12 protein-coding genes and 1 riboswitch are annotated in these 16,641 nt (G+C 61.6%); of the genes, 1 reads left to right on the top strand and 11 read right to left on the bottom strand.

Going from position 1 to position 16,641, the window contains the following annotated elements; translation table 11 throughout:
• Position 1: 1 nt before the first annotated feature.
• Complete coding sequence (locus ACIOTN_RS00225; protein ID WP_105657068.1) at positions 2-1,255, bottom strand: YibE/F family protein; 1,254 nt, start codon at positions 1,253-1,255, stop codon at positions 2-4.
• Positions 1,256-1,514: 259 nt separating this feature from the next.
• Here ACIOTN_RS00225 and ACIOTN_RS00220 point away from each other — a divergent pair, with 259 nt between their 5' ends.
• Positions 1,515-2,582, top strand: coding sequence for a CPBP family intramembrane glutamic endopeptidase (locus ACIOTN_RS00220; RefSeq protein WP_166650705.1), 1,068 nt, complete (start codon positions 1,515-1,517; stop codon positions 2,580-2,582).
• A gap of 74 nt (positions 2,583-2,656) precedes the next feature.
• On the opposite strand, the gene ACIOTN_RS00215 is transcribed toward ACIOTN_RS00220, so the two are convergent.
• The 10 genes from ACIOTN_RS00215 to ACIOTN_RS00170 form a co-directional block, all read right to left on the bottom strand.
• Positions 2,657-3,787, bottom strand: coding sequence for a hypothetical protein (locus ACIOTN_RS00215; RefSeq protein WP_286134138.1), 1,131 nt, complete (start codon positions 3,785-3,787; stop codon positions 2,657-2,659).
• A 140-nt stretch (positions 3,788-3,927) separates the two neighbouring features.
• Positions 3,928-5,037 carry an oxidoreductase gene (locus ACIOTN_RS00210; RefSeq protein WP_105657071.1) on the bottom strand — a complete coding sequence of 370 codons (1,110 nt, stop codon included), beginning with the start codon at positions 5,035-5,037 and terminating at the stop codon, positions 3,928-3,930.
• A gap of 58 nt (positions 5,038-5,095) precedes the next feature.
• Positions 5,096-6,451, bottom strand: coding sequence for a magnesium transporter (gene mgtE, locus ACIOTN_RS00205; RefSeq protein ID WP_105662516.1), 1,356 nt, complete (start codon positions 6,449-6,451; stop codon positions 5,096-5,098).
• Positions 6,452-6,867: 416 nt separating this feature from the next.
• A complete protein-coding gene (locus tag ACIOTN_RS00200; protein WP_105657073.1) occupies positions 6,868-8,277 on the bottom strand; it encodes an L-serine ammonia-lyase in 1,410 nt (469 codons plus the stop codon).
• 185 nt (positions 8,278-8,462) lie between these two features.
• Entirely contained in the window at positions 8,463-9,785 is a 1,323-nt protein-coding gene (glyA, locus tag ACIOTN_RS00195) for a serine hydroxymethyltransferase (protein ID WP_402734677.1), read from the bottom strand.
• Positions 9,785-10,165, bottom strand: coding sequence for a glycine cleavage system protein GcvH (gene gcvH / locus ACIOTN_RS00190; protein WP_105659073.1), 381 nt, complete (start codon positions 10,163-10,165; stop codon positions 9,785-9,787). The genes glyA and gcvH overlap by 1 nt, the downstream gene beginning before the upstream one ends.
• A gap of 60 nt (positions 10,166-10,225) precedes the next feature.
• Positions 10,226-11,353 (bottom strand): glycine cleavage system aminomethyltransferase GcvT, encoded by a 1,128-nt coding sequence (gcvT, locus tag ACIOTN_RS00185; RefSeq protein WP_105659074.1) that lies wholly within the window; start codon positions 11,351-11,353, stop codon positions 10,226-10,228.
• Between the two features lie 13 nt (positions 11,354-11,366).
• Positions 11,367-14,213, bottom strand: coding sequence for an aminomethyl-transferring glycine dehydrogenase (gcvP, locus tag ACIOTN_RS00180; RefSeq protein WP_402734676.1), 2,847 nt, complete (start codon positions 14,211-14,213; stop codon positions 11,367-11,369).
• 164 nt (positions 14,214-14,377) lie between these two features.
• Positions 14,378-14,475: riboswitch (glycine riboswitch) on the bottom strand.
• A 102-nt stretch (positions 14,476-14,577) separates the two neighbouring features.
• Positions 14,578-15,366 (bottom strand): SGNH/GDSL hydrolase family protein, encoded by a 789-nt coding sequence (locus ACIOTN_RS00175; RefSeq protein ID WP_402734675.1) that lies wholly within the window; start codon positions 15,364-15,366, stop codon positions 14,578-14,580.
• A 35-nt stretch (positions 15,367-15,401) separates the two neighbouring features.
• Positions 15,402-16,574: a serine hydrolase domain-containing protein gene (locus ACIOTN_RS00170; RefSeq protein WP_105659076.1), complete on the bottom strand. Its 1,173-nt coding sequence runs from the start codon at positions 16,572-16,574 to the stop codon at positions 15,402-15,404.
• Between the last annotated feature and the right edge of the window lie 67 nt (positions 16,575-16,641).

Below are 16,641 nucleotides of genomic sequence, written 5' to 3'. Positions count from 1 at the left end.
CCTAGGAGTCGGAGGTTACACTCTGCAAAGCCCGCTTGCCGTGGGCACCACCGGTGCCGGTAGCTTTCACCACCATCACTGCAATGGCGGTGGTTACCGGGATCGCCAATACCAATCCGATGGAACCAATCAGGATTCGGATGACCTCTTCAGCCATGGCGCCGGAGCCGAGGGTGACCCCGAAACTCTGGTTGCTCAGCGCCGCAATGGCCAGCACCGGCAGGGCCGCACCGGCGTAGGCGAAGGCGATGGTGTATACGGTCGAAGCGATATGGTCCCGGCCGATGCGCATGCCGCGGAAGAACAGTTCCCTGGCCGAGGCCTTGGGCGTGCTCTCTGCCAGTTCCCAGACGGTTGCCGACTGGGTAATTGTCACGTCATTGAGCACACCCATGCCGCCAACCAGCACGCCGCAGATCAGCAAGCCGGGCAGGGAAATTTGCGGGGCCACCGTCGATAGGGTGATTGCCGATTCATCGTTGGCTCCAGTCAAAGCGGCCGCATCGGTCAACCAAAGCACCATCGCCGCGGTCACCGCCAGGCCAAAGAGCGTTCCCAGCAGCGCTGTGGATGTTTTCGCGTTCAGACCATGGGCGAAATACAACGCGACAAACATGATGGCGGTAGAACCGGTGAGTCCCACCAGGACCGGATTGCCGCCTTCAAGCAAGGCCGGAACCATGAAGATGATCATGAAGGCGATGCCACCGACCAAGCCGATCATCGCCCGCGTGCCGCGCCATCCGGCGACCAGCACCACGACCACGCCATAGGCGATGGCCAGCAGTGCCATGGGCAAAGTGCGCACGAAGTCAACGAATACGTACGGGCTGCCGCTGGTGGTGTCCACCGCGGAGAGATCAAGGTATCGAATGCTGTCGCCCGCGCGCGCATCACGTGATTGCAGCATTTCCGGTGGGATTTCCAATTGGATCTCCGCGCCTCCGGATTCGGGCATCACGTAGGTGACTTGGCATTCGAGAACCTTGCCACCAACTTCTTCCAACCCTTGGGAAGACGGGCAGTCCTGGACTGTGCTGCGCGTGACAGTGCCCACTTCCATCGTTGCGCCACCGGTAGTGTCCATGGCTCCATTCAGGGCAAACTTGTCGTAGTTGCCTTGCGGCCACAACAAGATGACCATGACCAGGGCCAGGGCGCCGATAGGCGCAAGCAGCGCCCATAAGATGATCGAGGCACGCCGCCGGCGCCGGGGATCCTGCAAAATCGGTTCGTCATGGTGATGATGGCCCACGTGGTGCTGCTCCAAATCAAAGAAGGCGAATCGTTCTTTCCCAGTGTAAGAGCTAGCCCATTGGAGTTTGCCTTGGATGCCGACCGCGTTGCGAAGAGCTGGTCCTGGATATTCAAAAGGATGACCCGATAAATCCTCCGTAAGGTTCATACCTTCAAACACTGCGGAACGGGAGAATTGAGCCATGAGCTTGCCAATGAACCAGCCACCCTTGCCGCAAGGCGCCGAGGTTGAGATGAACTATTCGTTCCATCGCCTAATGAGACGCAGTGAGAACTACCGCTGGTGGAGGCCGCTGGCGTTCACCGGCATCGGCATTGGCTTCTACGGCGCGGCATTGCTCATCGCCATACTGGCGATGTTCATTGCACTGATCATGAACCCGCTGACGTGGGCTGCGGAGAATCCAGATGAGGCTCCCGATCAGTTCCTCATGGATCCAACCCTGAACATGGCCACGGCGACGGACTTCTCGATGACCATGGTCTCCCTGATCATCATGATCCCGGCGGTCTACCTCGCCTACTTGCTCATCGGACCCAAGCCTGTCGGCTTGCTGATATCGGTCGCCGGCAAATTGCGCTGGCGCTGGTTCGGCCTGGTGTTGGGTGCCAGCGCCATCTTGTTCGCAGTGTATTTCGGGCTGAGTTTCGGGTTGGGCGCCTTGGGCATTGGCGAGTCCGAACCCGTGCCGGCGAGCAGCCTGCCGGCCGATCCGCTGTTCTATGCCCTGCTGGTGATCCTCTTGACGCCCTTCCAGTGCGCAGCTGAAGAGCTTGTTTTCCGTGGCGCGTTCATGCAGGTCATCGGCAGCTGGCTGAAGCATCCACTGTTCGCCATCCTGCTTCCAGTTCCCTTCTTCACCATCGGCCATCTCTACGATGTCTGGGGGCTTCTCGATGTGGCGGCGTTCGCTATCGCGGCAGGCTATCTGACCTGGCGCACCGGTGGGCTTGAAGCAGCGATGGCGATGCACATCATCAACAACACCTTCTTGTTCCTGCTCGGTGCAATGGGCGTAGTTGATCTGAACGCCACGGAATCCAACCCGGTCTCGCTGGTCTTCTCGGTGTGCTTCATGGCCCTATTGACCTTCGTGCTGGTGAAGCTGGCAGACAGGCAAGGCATTGCGCGTACGGCAGGCCCGATTCCAGCAGCAGAGCGCCGTCCGATGCTGCAGCCTTGGCAGATGAACCAGCCACCGGTTCACCCTAGCCAGGCCTACTGGGCTCCTCCGGCCTACCAGCCTGGACAGCAGCAGAACTCCGATCACGGTTCAGATGTTTCCCCACCGGCTCCCCCGGCAGCCGGCCCGTCAGATCGCTAGGCACCAGATAGCTGGAACGCAAAAAACGATCCGCGCAGGATTTCCTGTGCGGATCGTTTCTTTTAATGAACTGTTCAGGATTTGGCCCAGCGCAGCAAGGCTGCGATTCCTGCACCGCCAGGAATCACCGAATCCGGTACATAGCGAATGCTGGCATCGGTCAGCGCAGTGGCCCGCAGGAGCACTTCTGGCGCCGGCCATTCCCCGACGACCAACTCTGCATGGTCATCTCCGTCCTGATGGGCAATCCATGGTTCGGCGCTCAAGGCGCGAAGGGTATGCTCGCTTTGGTACTGTCCAACCAGCACCATTTCGGCTTGCGCCGATTGGAGCGCAGTGACAACTTCATCGAGACCGACAGCAAGCTGCGCTTTGCCGTTGCCGGACTGCGCAGCGATCTTCGATTCCAATTCAGCCAGGGACTTGGCTTTCACTTCCTCTACAAGCTTGGTGATTTGGGCATCGACTTGCTTGGTGTCCGCACCCCCGGTGCGCGTATGCGAGTCGATGACTTCTACATAGTCCTTGAGCGCCACGGGCACTGCCCCGAGCACTAGTTCACGAGCCTTGATGTCGCCCGAAAGAATGATCAGGCGGACGTAGTTCTCGTTGGACATTTCACTGATCAGCTCGGCAACTTCGTCAGCGTTTCGACGAGCCATCTCATCGGCGGCGGCCTGCGCCTTGGGCTGGTCGTATTCCCCGGGCACCTTGCGTGCATGGTGGATTTCCTCGGGCAACCCGACGATGCCACGGCTGCCCAGGCGTTCAGGTGACGCCGTATTGTAGAGGTGCACCTCGCCTCCGTCCTTGCTGACTTCAGCTACGAGGTAGGAGAACGATCCGCCACGGGCGCGGGCCAGCGCCGTGAAGTTCGGGAACGGACCCACATCAACCGATGAAGTTTGGACCTTGAGGCCTGGGATGACTTCGTTCAGGACGATTTCGCCGTCATGAACAGCTACGAACCGTGCTACTGGTGCTCGCAGTCCCTGGGCTGGCTCCAGTGCGCCGATCAGTGCTTGGACATCGCTGGGCTGCGCCTGCTGGCTCTTGAGCAGCTTGGCTACCTCGTCCGGAAGCCGGTCTGCTGCTTCCTGGGCGGCAGTGGTTCCCAACGATGCATCCACGAGAGCTGTGCTCCACGAGCCGTTTCTCCGATAGAGCGAAGCGTCGATTCCATTAGAATCCGCGCGTAGTGCCATGCTGACTCCCTTCCGCACGCGACCCTTGGCCGCGGTGCGACTAGATCCGTGGCACTAACCTAACATCACTATTCAGTGGCTGGAAGAGGTAACCAGAAACTATGTCGTTGTTTGGATGAAATCAGCATGGCAACTTGCGTTTACCAGCGGCCGCGCCAGTATTGGGCGGGGAATGCCATCGGTGCACCCAATTCCTGCGCCGAACGGTTAGCCCACTGCGGATCGCCCAGGGCAGCGCGCCCAACGCAGACGCCGTCCGCTTGCCCGGTCACGACGATCTGCTCTGCCTGCATCGGCTCGGTGATGACGCCGACCGCGGTAACGAAGGCATCCTGGGGCAGCGCTTCCTTCACTGCCTGAGCCAACGGCACTTGGTAGCCCGGACCAGACGGTCCGTTGAACTTGCCAATTCCTGCACTGGAGAGGTCGAAGTGGCGCACACCGTAGCCGTAGAGTTCCTTGGCGATCCGAACGGTGTCAGCAATGCTCCATCCATCGTCCACCCAGTCTTCTCCGGAGAAGCGAATGCCCAGGGCCTTGTTTTCCGGCCACACGGCAGCCACAGCCTCGATGACTTCACGCAGGTATCGAGTGCGATTCTCGAAGCTGCCACCGTATTCGTCGGTGCGCTTATTGGTCAGCGGCGACAGGAATTGGTGCACCAGGTAGCCGTGCGCGGCATGGATCTGGATCAGGTCGAATCCGGCCGCGTCGGCACGCTTAGCCGCATCAGCCCAGTCCTGCACCGATGCCTGGATCTGTTCCACGCTCATCGCGGTAGCTGGCTTCAGCCCGTAGAGCTCGCTGGGCGAGGAAGTGAAGGTTTCCCAGCCGCCATCTTCCGCGCTGATGCTGCCGGATTTTCCAGCTTCTTCAAGATCCTTGAGCCAGCCATAGGTCGATGCCTTGGCTCCGGCGTGCGCCAGCTGCACGCCGGCGGCTGCCCCATGGGCGCGGATGTATTGGGCAATCGGTTTCCAGGCTTCGGCCTGCTCGTCATTCCACAGGCCGGTATCGCGATCCGAGATCCTGCCTTCAGCTGCCACCGCAGTTGCTTCGGCGATCACCAAGGAGTATCCGCCATGGGCCATGGAACCCAGGTGAGCCAAGTGCCAGGTCGTTGGAACGCCGTCGCGTTTTTCCACGGAATACTGGCACATCGGCGGAAGCACGACGCGGTTGCGAAGCTTCAGGCCTGCTCCGCTTCTGGCCGGGACGGTAAATTCAGTAAAGAGCTTGCTATGAGGCATACCTGTTACGACGCTGGGGTGCGCGAATTTATTCCGCGCACCCCAGTGCAGCTGCAGGCTATCCAAGAATCAGCACGGCCACCGACAGGTAGACGATCAGCCCGGCGGCATCCACGAAGGTTGAAATGAAGGGGTTGGAAAATACCGCAGGATCAACCTTGAAGAATTTACCGATGATCGGCATCACCCCGCCGACAGCGGCAGCAATGCTGCACAGTGCCACCAGGCTGATGCCTATCACCAATCCGATGCGCAGTTCGAAAATGCTCCCGGCCACCACCAGCGCTATGGCGCCCAGGCACAGTCCCAGGACCGCTCCGATTCGCACCTCGCGCATCAGCACCCGCCAGAAGTCGCTTCCCCGCACATCACCCATGGCCAGCGCACGGGTGACAGTGGTCGCCGCCTGGTTGCCGGTGTTCCCGCCAATGCCCACGATCAAGGGGATGAACAAGCTAAGCACCACCATCGACTCCAGTGTCTGCTCGAAACTGGACAGCACCTTGACCGTCAAGGTGGCGCCGATAGCCAGGACCAGCAGCCAGATGACGCGCGCCTTCACCAGGTGGCGCAATGGCGTCCCCAGGTAAGGGCGGAAGAGCGGATCCGTTCCGGAGCCGTACGCGGAGCGGCGCTCTTCGGCATCCTCTAGGATCGCGATCGCCATGGGCAAGGTCAGCACTCCCAGCAGGCGATCTTCCCGATCAAGCACCGGGAGCATCCCTGCCTTCCGATCCACCACCACCCGTGCCGCGCTCGTCTCCGGCTCGCAGGCCTGGACGACCGGGCTCTGGGTGCACAGTTCTCCGATCGTTGTCCCGGCCGGCTCGGTGAGCAACTCGCTGAGCTTGATGGTGCCAAGCAGCCGGCGTTCATCATCGATCACCAGGATGTGCTGCGCGTTCTCGCAGTTCCCGAGGCGTGCGCTGATGCGTTCCAGGGTTTCGGCCACAGACAGCTGCGGGTGGGTCGAGATGAAATCCGGGGACATCGCCCTGCCGGCGCTTGATTCCGGATAGCCCAGCAGGATTCCGGTTTCCTGGCGCGTGGCCGTCGGCAGCCCTGCCAGCAGTTTCGTGGCCACCATCGCTGGCAGTTCATCGAGCAGCGCTACCCGTCCCGCGGCGGGGAGTTGGGCGAAGGCATCGATGACGGTCTGCGACTGCAGCGCCCGCACCAGGTCGGCTTGCACCGGGGCGTCGAGTTCCTGGAAGACCAGTACCGCGGTCTGCTTGTCAAGCAGCCGGTAGGCCAGGGCAGCCTCCGTGGCATCCAGTGCTTCGAGGTGCTCAATGGTCTGGGCGATGTGCAGACCGCCCAGCAGCCCTGCCGCGAGCTGGAATTCTGCGTGATTGAGATGGGAGCGCAAGGCTCGCGAAATAGTAGAGAAGTCTACCTTTTCTGGAGAAAACATGATTTTGGTCCAAATGGTTCATTTGGCGCGTGAATACAAGCCTGCCAGCAACTTCTCACCGCTTGACCACCCCATGAATACAGGGAGATAAATCAGTCAGTATTTGCGTGCAGGACCAGGCGCCGGTGACATGTACAAGAGTCACGAACTCGTTGGGATCCCATGGCGGGATGCTGCCAGATTCGGCTGATTCGGCTACGAGCGTCCGGGTGAGTTCGTGTGCATAGATCGACTAGAACTGTCTTCCACGACACTCACCTCCTCGAAACTGGTTTGCGCTAGCGCGCATCAGGCCTAGTCCCAGTTCTATCAGCTATGGCTGGGAATTGCCGGACTTGGGGGCCAAGATCACATTTAAACAGTTCGGGAGGTCTGCAGTGCAGGCCTCCCGAACTGGGTCATGCGTTACTGGGAAATCAGCATTCCACCACGTTGACGGCCAGGCCGCCCATCGCAGTTTCCTTGTACTTGTCGCTCATGTCCTTGCCGGTTTCGCGCATGGTGATAATGACTTCATCCAAGGTGACGTGGTGTTCGCCGTCGCCCATCAGCGCCATCTTCGCCGCGTTCACTGCCTTGGAAGCAGCGATGGCGTTGCGTTCGATGCAAGGGATCTGGACCAGTCCGCCGATCGGGTCGCAGGTCAGGCCAAGGTTGTGTTCCATGGCGATTTCCGCTGCGTTCTCTACCTGCGCTGGGGTGCCGCCAAGAATTTCGGCCAGGCCGCCAGCAGCCATCGATGATGCCGAACCGACTTCGCCCTGGCAGCCGACTTCGGCGCCGGAGATCGATGCCTGCTCCTTGTACAGCACGCCGACGGCACCAGCGGTGAGCAGGAAGCGTACGACAGCGTCGTGCTTTTCCTCCTCATTCCAGTACTTTGCGCCCGGTGCGTAGTGGGTGGCGTAGAACAGCACGGCTGGGATGATGCCCGCTGCGCCGTTGGTCGGAGCGGTGACCACGCGTCCGCCGGAGGCGTTCTCCTCATTGACGGCCAGCGCAACGAGGTTGATCCATTCCTGCCAGTAGACCGGATCCCGGTCCTTGTCTTCCTTGCGCAGGCGTTCATGCCATTCCGGCGCACGGCGGCGAACTTTCAAGCCGCCGGGCAGCACGCCGGTGCGTTCCAGCGCGGAATCCTTGCAGTCTTCCATCACTTCGTAGATGTGGACCAGGCCGTTGCGGATCTCGTCGCGGGACCGGTAAGCCATTTCGTTGGCCATCATGATGTCGGCAATGGACAGGCCGGTTTCCTTCACATGTTCCAGCAGCTTGGCTGCCGTGGTGAAGGGATAGGGCTGCTTGTTCAGCTTCTCTTCGAGGTTCTTCTCGATGCGGTCTTCGGCGCCTTCGCGCACGATGAAGCCGCCGCCTACGGAGAAGAAGGTCTCGTTGGCGATTTCGTTGCCGTCAGCGTCGAGGGCAATGAACTTCACGCCGTTGGTGTGGCGTGGCAGTACGGTGAGCGGATGCTGGATCATGTCTTCGACCTTGTAGTTCAGGTCCTTGCGCTGATCAAGCTGTTCGGCCAGGTGGAGGATTCCAGTGGCTTCCATGTCCGCCAGACGGTCATCGACCTGTGATGGCAGCACGGTTTCAGGTTCGAAGCCTTCAAGCCCCAGCATGATGGCAGTGAAGGTGCCGTGGCCGCGTCCGGTAGCGGCCAGGGATCCGTAGACATCAACACGGATATTTTCCAGTGCGTCCAGTTGGCCTTCTCGGATTACTTGGGCAATGAATGCGTGTGCTGCACGCATTGGTCCCACGGTATGGCTGGAAGACGGTCCGATGCCAACCGAGAAAAGATCGAATACGCTAACCGCCATAGCGGGTCACATCCTTAGAACTTGGGTAATCCGAGAGCTTCTGCCCCGGATCTGTGGAGTGTGGTTCCAGAGGCTTGCGGCCACCGCACGTACCGTGCAGCGCCTGGACCTCTGGATGTTGAAAGACCGCGGGCCCGAAAAGCGAGTATTTCCACCTTCCGGGCCCACATCCTAATCAGATGATGCTACTCGGAAACCTTAGCCAGTTCCGGGTACAGCGGGTGGGCCGCGGCAAGCTTCAGAACACGATCCTTCAGCTCCGGCAACACCGCCGTATTACCCTCAGCACCAGCAATCAACGTCTGTGCAATGATCTCCGCAACCTCAGCGAACGCAGCCTCCGAGAAACCACGGGTAGCCAACGCCGGAGTACCAATACGCAACCCCGAAGTCACCATCGGCGGACGAGGATCAAACGGCACCGAATTGCGGTTCACCGTGATCTCCACCTGAGCCAAAAGATCCTCACCCTGCTGCCCATCCAACTCGCTATTACGCAAGTCAACGAGCACCATGTGAACATCCGTGCCACCAGTCAAAACGCTGATGCCCTTGGCAACAACATCTTCCTGGGTCAAGCGCTCAGCCAAAATCCGCGCACCAGCCAAGGTCCGCTCCTGGCGCTCCTTGAACTCCGGCGAAGCAGCAATCTTGAAAGCCACCGCCTTGCCAGCAATCACGTGCTCCAACGGACCACCCTGCTGACCAGGGAACACCGCCGAGTTCAACTTCTTCGCAATCTCCGCATCATTCGACAGAATAATGCCGCCACGAGGACCAGCCAACGTCTTATGCGTCGTGGAAGTCACCACATGAGCATGCGGCACCGGCGAAGGATGCAACCCGGTTGCCACCAAGCCAGCGAAGTGCGCCATATCCACGAACAAGTACGCGCCAACCTTGTCAGCAATCTCGCGGAAACGCTGGAAATCCAGCTGGCGCGGGTACGCCGACCAGCCAGCAACAATCATCTTCGGCTGGTTCTCGATGGCAAGGCGCTCCACCTCGTCCATGTCCACCTCATAGGTTTCCTCGTCCACACCGTAAGGAACGATGTTGAACAAGCGGCCCGAGAAGTTCAGCTTCATCCCGTGGGTCAGGTGGCCACCGTGGTTCAGGTTCAGCCCCAGCACGGTATCGCCCGGACGCACCAGCGCGTGGTACACCGACGCGTTAGCCTGCGCACCGGAATGCGGCTGCACATTAGCGAACTTCGCCCCGAACAACTCCTTGAGCCGCTCAATCGCCAACGTCTCGATGACATCAACTTCCTCGCAACCGCCATAGTAGCGGCGGCCCGGGTAGCCCTCGGCATACTTGTTGGTCAGTACCGAACCCTGCGCCTGCATGATTGCCTGCGCAGTGTGGTTCTCCGAAGCGATCATTTCCAGGCCGCGCTGCTGGCGAGCCAGCTCAGCGTCAATACGCTGCGCGATCTCCGGGTCCAGCGAAGCCAGCGACTGGGTCAACGTTGCAGCGGCAACGGATTCAAAAGTCTGGTTGCTCATTACTCGACGTTTCCACCGTTCGCGCTTGCGTAGTCAGCTGCCGAAAGCAGCGGACCCTCTTCGGCGACCTCAACGGTGAACAGCCAGCCGGCACCGTATGGGTCTTCGTTCAGGATGCCTGGGTTGTCCACTGCCTCGTCGTTGATGGCAACGATGGTGCCGGTCACTGGCGAGTACAGGTCGGAAACCGACTTGGTGGACTCGACTTCGCCACAGGTCTCGCCTGCGGTAACGGAGTCGCCGACCTCTGGCAGGTCGACGTAGACCACGTCGCCCAGGGCGTCGGCGGCAACCTGGGTGATGCCGATCTTTGCTGGGGACGATGCATCGATCCACTCGTGTTCGGCCGAGTAGCGCAATGACGAAAGAACTTTACTCACGGTATTTCCTCTCCCAAGGGAATTAGCGGGCGATTTGCTTAGCCCTACTGATGTTTAACGTTACTTGGCTCGGGTGTAGAACGGCAGTTCGACTACGACAAAAGGCAAAGTCTTACCACGCAGGTCTACCTCCAGCTCGGTTCCCACTGCACCGAATTCGGCGTCGACATAACCCAGTGCAACCGGGTAGCCCAGGGTTGGCGAAGGCTGGCCGGAGGTGATTTCACCGATGGTTGCGCCGTCCTTGACGATGGCGTAGCCGCCGCGGCCGGCGCGCTTGCCCAGGCCCTTGAGGCCGACGAGCTTGCGTGGCGGGGTCGCACCGCGCAACGCTTCCAGGGCTTCGCGGCCCACGAAGTCCTCTTCCTTCTTGAAGGAGACCACCGGGCCGAATCCGGCATCGAACGGGGTGCGTTCCAGGGACAGCTCGTTGCCGTACAGCGGCATGCCGGCTTCAAGGCGCAGCGAGTCGCGGGCGGCCAGGCCGCAAGGAACCAGCTCGTGGTCCTTGCCGGCGTCAACGCTCTTTTCCCAGAGGGCTGCCGCATCCTCGTTTTCGATGATCAGCTCGAAGCCGTCTTCGCCGGTGTAGCCGGTGCGGGCCAGCAGCACGTCGATGCCACCGAGCACCACCTTCACCGCAGCGTAGTACTTCAGTTCGGTGACCGCCTGGGCGGTTGCCTCGTCGGCGGCCAGCTTGCGCACAATTGCCTCGGCGTTCGGTCCCTGGACGGCGATCAGCGACTGGCGGCCCGAAGCGTCGTCCACGACGACGTCGAAGCCGGCGGCGCGGGCAGCCAGCTCGGCGGCAACCACCGGAGCGTTGCCGGCGTTGGGCACGACGAGGAACTTCTCCTCTTCCAGGCGGTAGACGATCAGGTCGTCGATGATCTTGCCCTCGGCGTCAAGGATCAGCGAGTACTTCGCCTTGCCGACCTTCATGATGCTCAGGTTCCCTGCCAGGGCGGTGTTCAGCGCCTTGCCGGCTTCCGGGCCGGAGAGGTAGACCTCGCCCATGTGGGACAGGTCGAACAGGCCAGCGGTGGAGCGCACGGCCTTGTGCTCTGCCAGTTCCGATCCGTACTTCAACGGCATGTCCCAGCCGCCGAAGTCGGTGAAGTTGGCGCCGAGAGCTTCGTGCTGCGCGTGCAGCGCGGTGTGCTTGAGTGCTTGGGTAGTCTCAGTCATCTCTAACTCTTCCTTAGTCTTCGAAGGCTTCGGGAGCCGGGCAGGAGCAGATCAGGTTGCGGTCGCCACCGGCGCCGTCGATGCGGCCCACGGTTGGGAAGTACTTGTCGAACTTCAGCGCCGGGACCGGGAAGGCCGCCTGCTCGACCGAGTACTTGCGGTCCCACTTGCTGTTGACCACAGCGGAGACCGTGTGCGGAGCGTTGCGCAATGGGGACTCCTCGATGCTGTAGGCACCGGAGAGGACCTCGTCCATTTCCTGGCGGATGGTGATCATCGCTTCAATGAAGCGCTCGATCTCGGCCAGGTCCTCGGATTCGGTGGGCTCCACCATCAGGGTGCCTGCCACAGGGAAGGACAGGGTCGGCGCGTGGAAACCGAAGTCGATCAGGCGCTTGGCCACGTCCTCGGCGGTGACCCCGGTCTTGGCGGTCAGTTCGCGCAGGTCCAGGATGCACTCGTGGGCAACCAGGTCCTTGTTGCCGGTGAACAGTACCGGGAAGTGCTCGTTCAGGCGCTTGGCAATGTAGTTCGCGTTCAGGATCGCGTGCTTGGTGGCTTCGGTCAAGCCGTCCCCGCCCATCATCGCGATGTAGGCCCAGGAGATCGGCAGGACGCCGGCCGAGCCGAAAGCGGTCGCCACCACCGGCACGCCATCACGCTCGGAGTAGGTGCCCGAAGCATCGCCTGGCAGGAATGGCAGCAGGTGCTCGCCAACGCCGATTGGGCCTACGCCTGGACCGCCACCGCCGTGCGGGATGCAGAAGGTCTTGTGCAGGTTCAGGTGCGACACGTCGCCGCCGAACTTGCCTGGCTGGGCCAAGCCAACCATGGCGTTCATGTTCGCGCCATCGATGTACACCTGGCCGCCGGCGGCGTGGACCTTGTCGCAGACCTCGCGCACGTCCGCGTCGTAGACGCCGTGGGTGGATGGGTAGGTGATCATGATGGCTGCAAGGACGTCCTTGTTGGCCTCGATCTTGGCATCCAGGTCGTTCGCGTCGATGGTGCCATCGGCTGCGGTCTTCACGACCACCACGCGCATCCCGGCCAGCACTGCCGACGCGGCGTTGGTGCCGTGGGCCGAGGCCGGAATCAGGCACAGATCGCGCTGGCCTTCGCCGCGCGAACGGTGGTAGTCCGAAATGGCCAGCAGGCCCGCGTACTCGCCCTGCGAGCCGGCGTTGGGCTGGATCGAAACGCCAGCGTAGCCGGTGATTGCGGTCAGGCGCCCTTCCAGGTCGGTGATCAGCTCGCGCCAGCCCTCGGTCTGCGCTGCAGGCGCGTAGGGGTGGATCGAGGCGAATTCCGGCCAGGTGATGGATTCCATTTCGGCGGCCGAGTTCAGCTTCATGGTGCACGAACCCAGCGGGATCATGGTGCGGTCCAGGGCCAGGTCGCGGTCCGAGAGCCGGCGCAGGTAGCGCATCATCTGGGTTTCGGAGGAGATGGTGTTGAAGATCGGGTGGGTCATGAAGTCGCTGGTGCGCACCTGCCCTGCCGGGATCTCGAAGCCTTCCGGAGCCGAGAGCTCTGCGCCGAAGACCTCAAGCAGGGTCTTGACTACGCCCGAGGTGGTGGCCTCGTCGGTGGAGACGCCCACCTGGGTCTCGCCCACCTTGCGCAGGTTGATGCCTGCTTCGATGGCCTTGGCAATGATGGCATCGGCGTTCTCGACGTTCACCACAACGGTGTCGAAGAAGGAGTCCGAAGCCAAGGTGTAGCCCCCGGAAACCAGCGAGCTGGCGATCACCCGGGCGTGGTTGTTGGCGCGCGAGGCGATCTGCTTCAGTCCGGCTGGGCCGTGGTAGACCGCGTACATCGAAGCGCAGATGGCCAGCAGGGCCTGTGCGGTGCAGATGTTGGAGGTGGCCTTTTCGCGGCGGATGTGCTGCTCGCGGGTCTGCAGGGCCAAGCGGTAGGCAGGGACTCCGGCGTCATCGGCCGAAACGCCCACCAGGCGTCCTGGCATGGAACGGGTCAGGCCATCGGCCACGGCCATGTAGGCAGCGTGCGGTCCGCCGAAGAACAGCGGCACGCCGAATCGCTGGGTGTTGCCCACGGCGATATCGGCACCCTGCTCGCCCGGAGGGGTGATCATGGTCAGGGCCAGCAGGTCGGCAATCACGGTAACCATGGCGCCGGCTTCCTTGGCGGCGGCGATGATCGAAGCGTGGTCCGCGATCGAGCCGTCGTTGCCAGGCTGCTGCAGGACAATGCCGGAGATCTCGCCCTCTGGCAAGCCTGCGGAAAGGTCGGCAATCTCGACTTCGAAGCCCAGCGCGTCAGCGCGGCCCTGCACGACCTTGAGGGTCTGCGGGAAGATGTTGGAGTCCAGCACGGTCTTGCCCTTGGACTTCTTCTTGTTGGCGCGGCGCATCATCAGCACGGCTTCGGCGGCAGCGGAGGATTCGTCCAGCAGCGACGCGTTGGCGATGGGCAGGCCGGTCAGGTCCATGACCATGGTCTGGAAGTTCAGCAGGGCTTCGAGGCGGCCCTGGGAGATTTCCGGCTGGTACGGGGTGTAAGCGGTGTACCAGGCTGGGTTTTCCACGATGTTGCGGCGGATCACAGCTGGGGTGATGGTGTCGTAGAAGCCCTGGCCGATCATCTGGGTCTTCATGACGTTCTTCGAGGCAAGCGCACGCAGGTGGGCTAGGGCTTCGGTTTCGCTCAGAGCATCAGGGATATCCAGTGCGGAGTCCTGGCGGATGTCTGCCGGAACGGCGGTGTCGATCAGTTCTTCCAGGCTGTCGTAGCCCAGGGTCTGAAGCATGGTGGTGACGTCGGAAGGACGTGGGCCGATATGGCGTGAAACGAATTCAGTATTCGCTCGTGCCGAAGTCTGCGTGATGGTCATGGTGCTGGTATCTCCATGGGATCTGTCTTGGCGCATGCCAAAGGAAGGTCTTTTTACCTCCCCATCCCTGTTGCATAACCTGAGAGTTTTACGCATCCAGCAAACCAAGCCGGGCACTTGCACCTTCGGTGAACCGGAACGGGCCGGTTTCTTTCCAGAGTTGCCTCATGATGGCGGTACGGGTGCCTGAGAGTTTCCTGGGGAGGAATTGCTCCTACGGCGCCCGTCCATGGTGTGAACGGGACTCTCCCGCCATCCGTCTATGGCGCGCGCTGCCGGCCGGAGACCTGCAGCACACCACCATGTTACCTGCCCCGCCCCCAAGGTCAAACAGGAGCGGGGTCCGGAAAAGTCATAAATGCGTTCAGTTGGCGTCGGCAGTTAAACGGATGTAATCAGGATATTTCGCTGACAAGGAATCACCCGACGAGGTGCCGGTGATCCGGCGCTTGACCCACGGAGCCAAATGCTCTCTGGCCCAGCCCAATTCCTGCTTCAGCTTTTCGCCGCGCGAGTTCACGGCCAGTTCCGGCAGGGACGGCTGCTGGATCCTGGAGGACCAGTTTCCCTCGGTGATCCGATGGGTGCCGAACACGTCAAGGACCTTCGAAGCCATCAGCGTGTGGCCCAGCTCGTTCATGTGCAGCCGATCCACCGCCCAGTAGCGCAGATCGGAGAATTCTCGCCACCGCCAGTAATCCGCGATCACCGCACCGTACTCGTCCGCGATTTCGCGAACCTTCTCGTTGTAAATGGCCGTGCGCGGACGGGTCTTGGAGAACAACGGTGATTCCACGGTGTCGAAACCGGTGAACAGCACGACCGCGCTTCCGGCTTCGGCAAAGCGGCTCACCATGCCTTCATAGCCGCGCATCAGCGCATCCAGGTCCGCCTTCGGGCGCAGGATGTCATTGCCGCCGGCATAGATGGTGACCAGGTCCGGGGCCAGTGCGAGCGCCTGGTCCAGCTGCTGGTTGATCACCTGCCCGATCTTCTTGCCGCGCACCGCCAGGTTGGCGTATTCCCACTCGCCTTCGGCGCAGAGCACTTCCGAAACCCGGTCCGCCCAGCCGCGGACCTGGTTGGGCCGGGTCGGATCCACATCGCCAACGCCTTCGGTGAACGAGTCACCTAGTGCCACAAACTTCTTCACTTCGCTCCTGCTTCGTTCCATTCCCGATGGGTTTACTACGCGTTGCTGCCGGCAGCCTGGGCCGACATGTTCTTCTGCATGATCAGCTGGCGGGCCAGCTGGCTGAGCTTGACTCCGGTGGAGATCTCCTTGGCGCCTTCATTGCGCGAGGGAATGAAACCGAAGCCCAGCTGGTGGGCTGGATCGGCGAAGGCCAGCGAGGAATTCGCACCGTCATGGCCGTAGGCGAAAATCGATCCATAGTTGTTGCGCGCGGAGGCCTTCATGAACCCCAGGGCGAAGGCCTGCAGCAGCCCGTTGGTCCGGTCATGGCCGTAGACCAGCTCGGTGGAAACCTGGGACCAGGTGTCGGCGGTGAGGAATCCGCGGGTGGCGCCCAGTGCCGGCACGGCACCGAATGAGGCGGCATAGATTGCGGCCAGGCCTTGGGCATTGGCGACCGCGCCCATGGATGCGGGGCCCAGTTCGCGCACCTGAGGCGCGTTGGCCAGTTCGTGCCAGTTGTAGACCGGGCCGTTTTCCAGCGCGAAACCGGAGGCCGAGTTCACCGAAAGCCCGGCCGGGGAGAACGGATCGAAGAATTCCGGTGCGGCGTCAGCGCCCGGCAGTACATCGCGGTAGCGCGATTCCAGCGCGGGGTCCTGGCCGATGTAGGCTTCGGCTCCCAGCGGCTTGCGGATGCGCTCCTCGAAGACGTCTTTCAGTTCCTTGCCGGTGACCCGGCGTACCAGTTCTTCCATGAGCACGCCCAGGGTGATCGCATGGTAGCCGACAATGTGCTGGCCCAGCGGCCAGACGCTTGGCATGGAAGCGAGCACCTTGGCGTATTCGGCGGAGTTCAGGAGGATCTCGCTGGGAACGCCCCCGGGCACGCCCAGCACTCCCGCTTGGTGGCTGAGCACCTCGCCGACGGTGAGCTGGGATTTCCCGTTGTCCCCGAATTCCGGCCAGTAGGTGGCCATTGGCGCGTTCGGATCAATCAGCCCATCTTGCACGAGCAGTGCCACGACCAGCGCACCCAGGCCCTTGGTGCAGGAGAAGACGCAGGTCAGCGCGTCACCAGAGAGGTGCTCGCCAACGCTGTGGCTGAGCACCAATTCGCCGCGGTGGTACACGGCCAGCTGCGCCGAATAGCCTTCTTCCTCAGCGGCTCGCGCCTCTAGTGCTTCCGCCAGGGGCGCGAACTCTTCAGTGATCACCGATTGCATCTAAATCCTTCAAAGTGCTTGTCTCTCATCAACTAACCCTAACCGCTTCGATCCCATGGCCCGGTAG

This window comes from Glutamicibacter sp. NPDC087661, from assembly GCF_044743275.1.
Classification (GTDB): Bacteria; Actinomycetota; Actinomycetes; order Actinomycetales; family Micrococcaceae; genus Glutamicibacter.
Note: the sequence above shows the minus strand (reverse complement) of the source record. Positions and strands in the feature narration are given on the sequence as shown.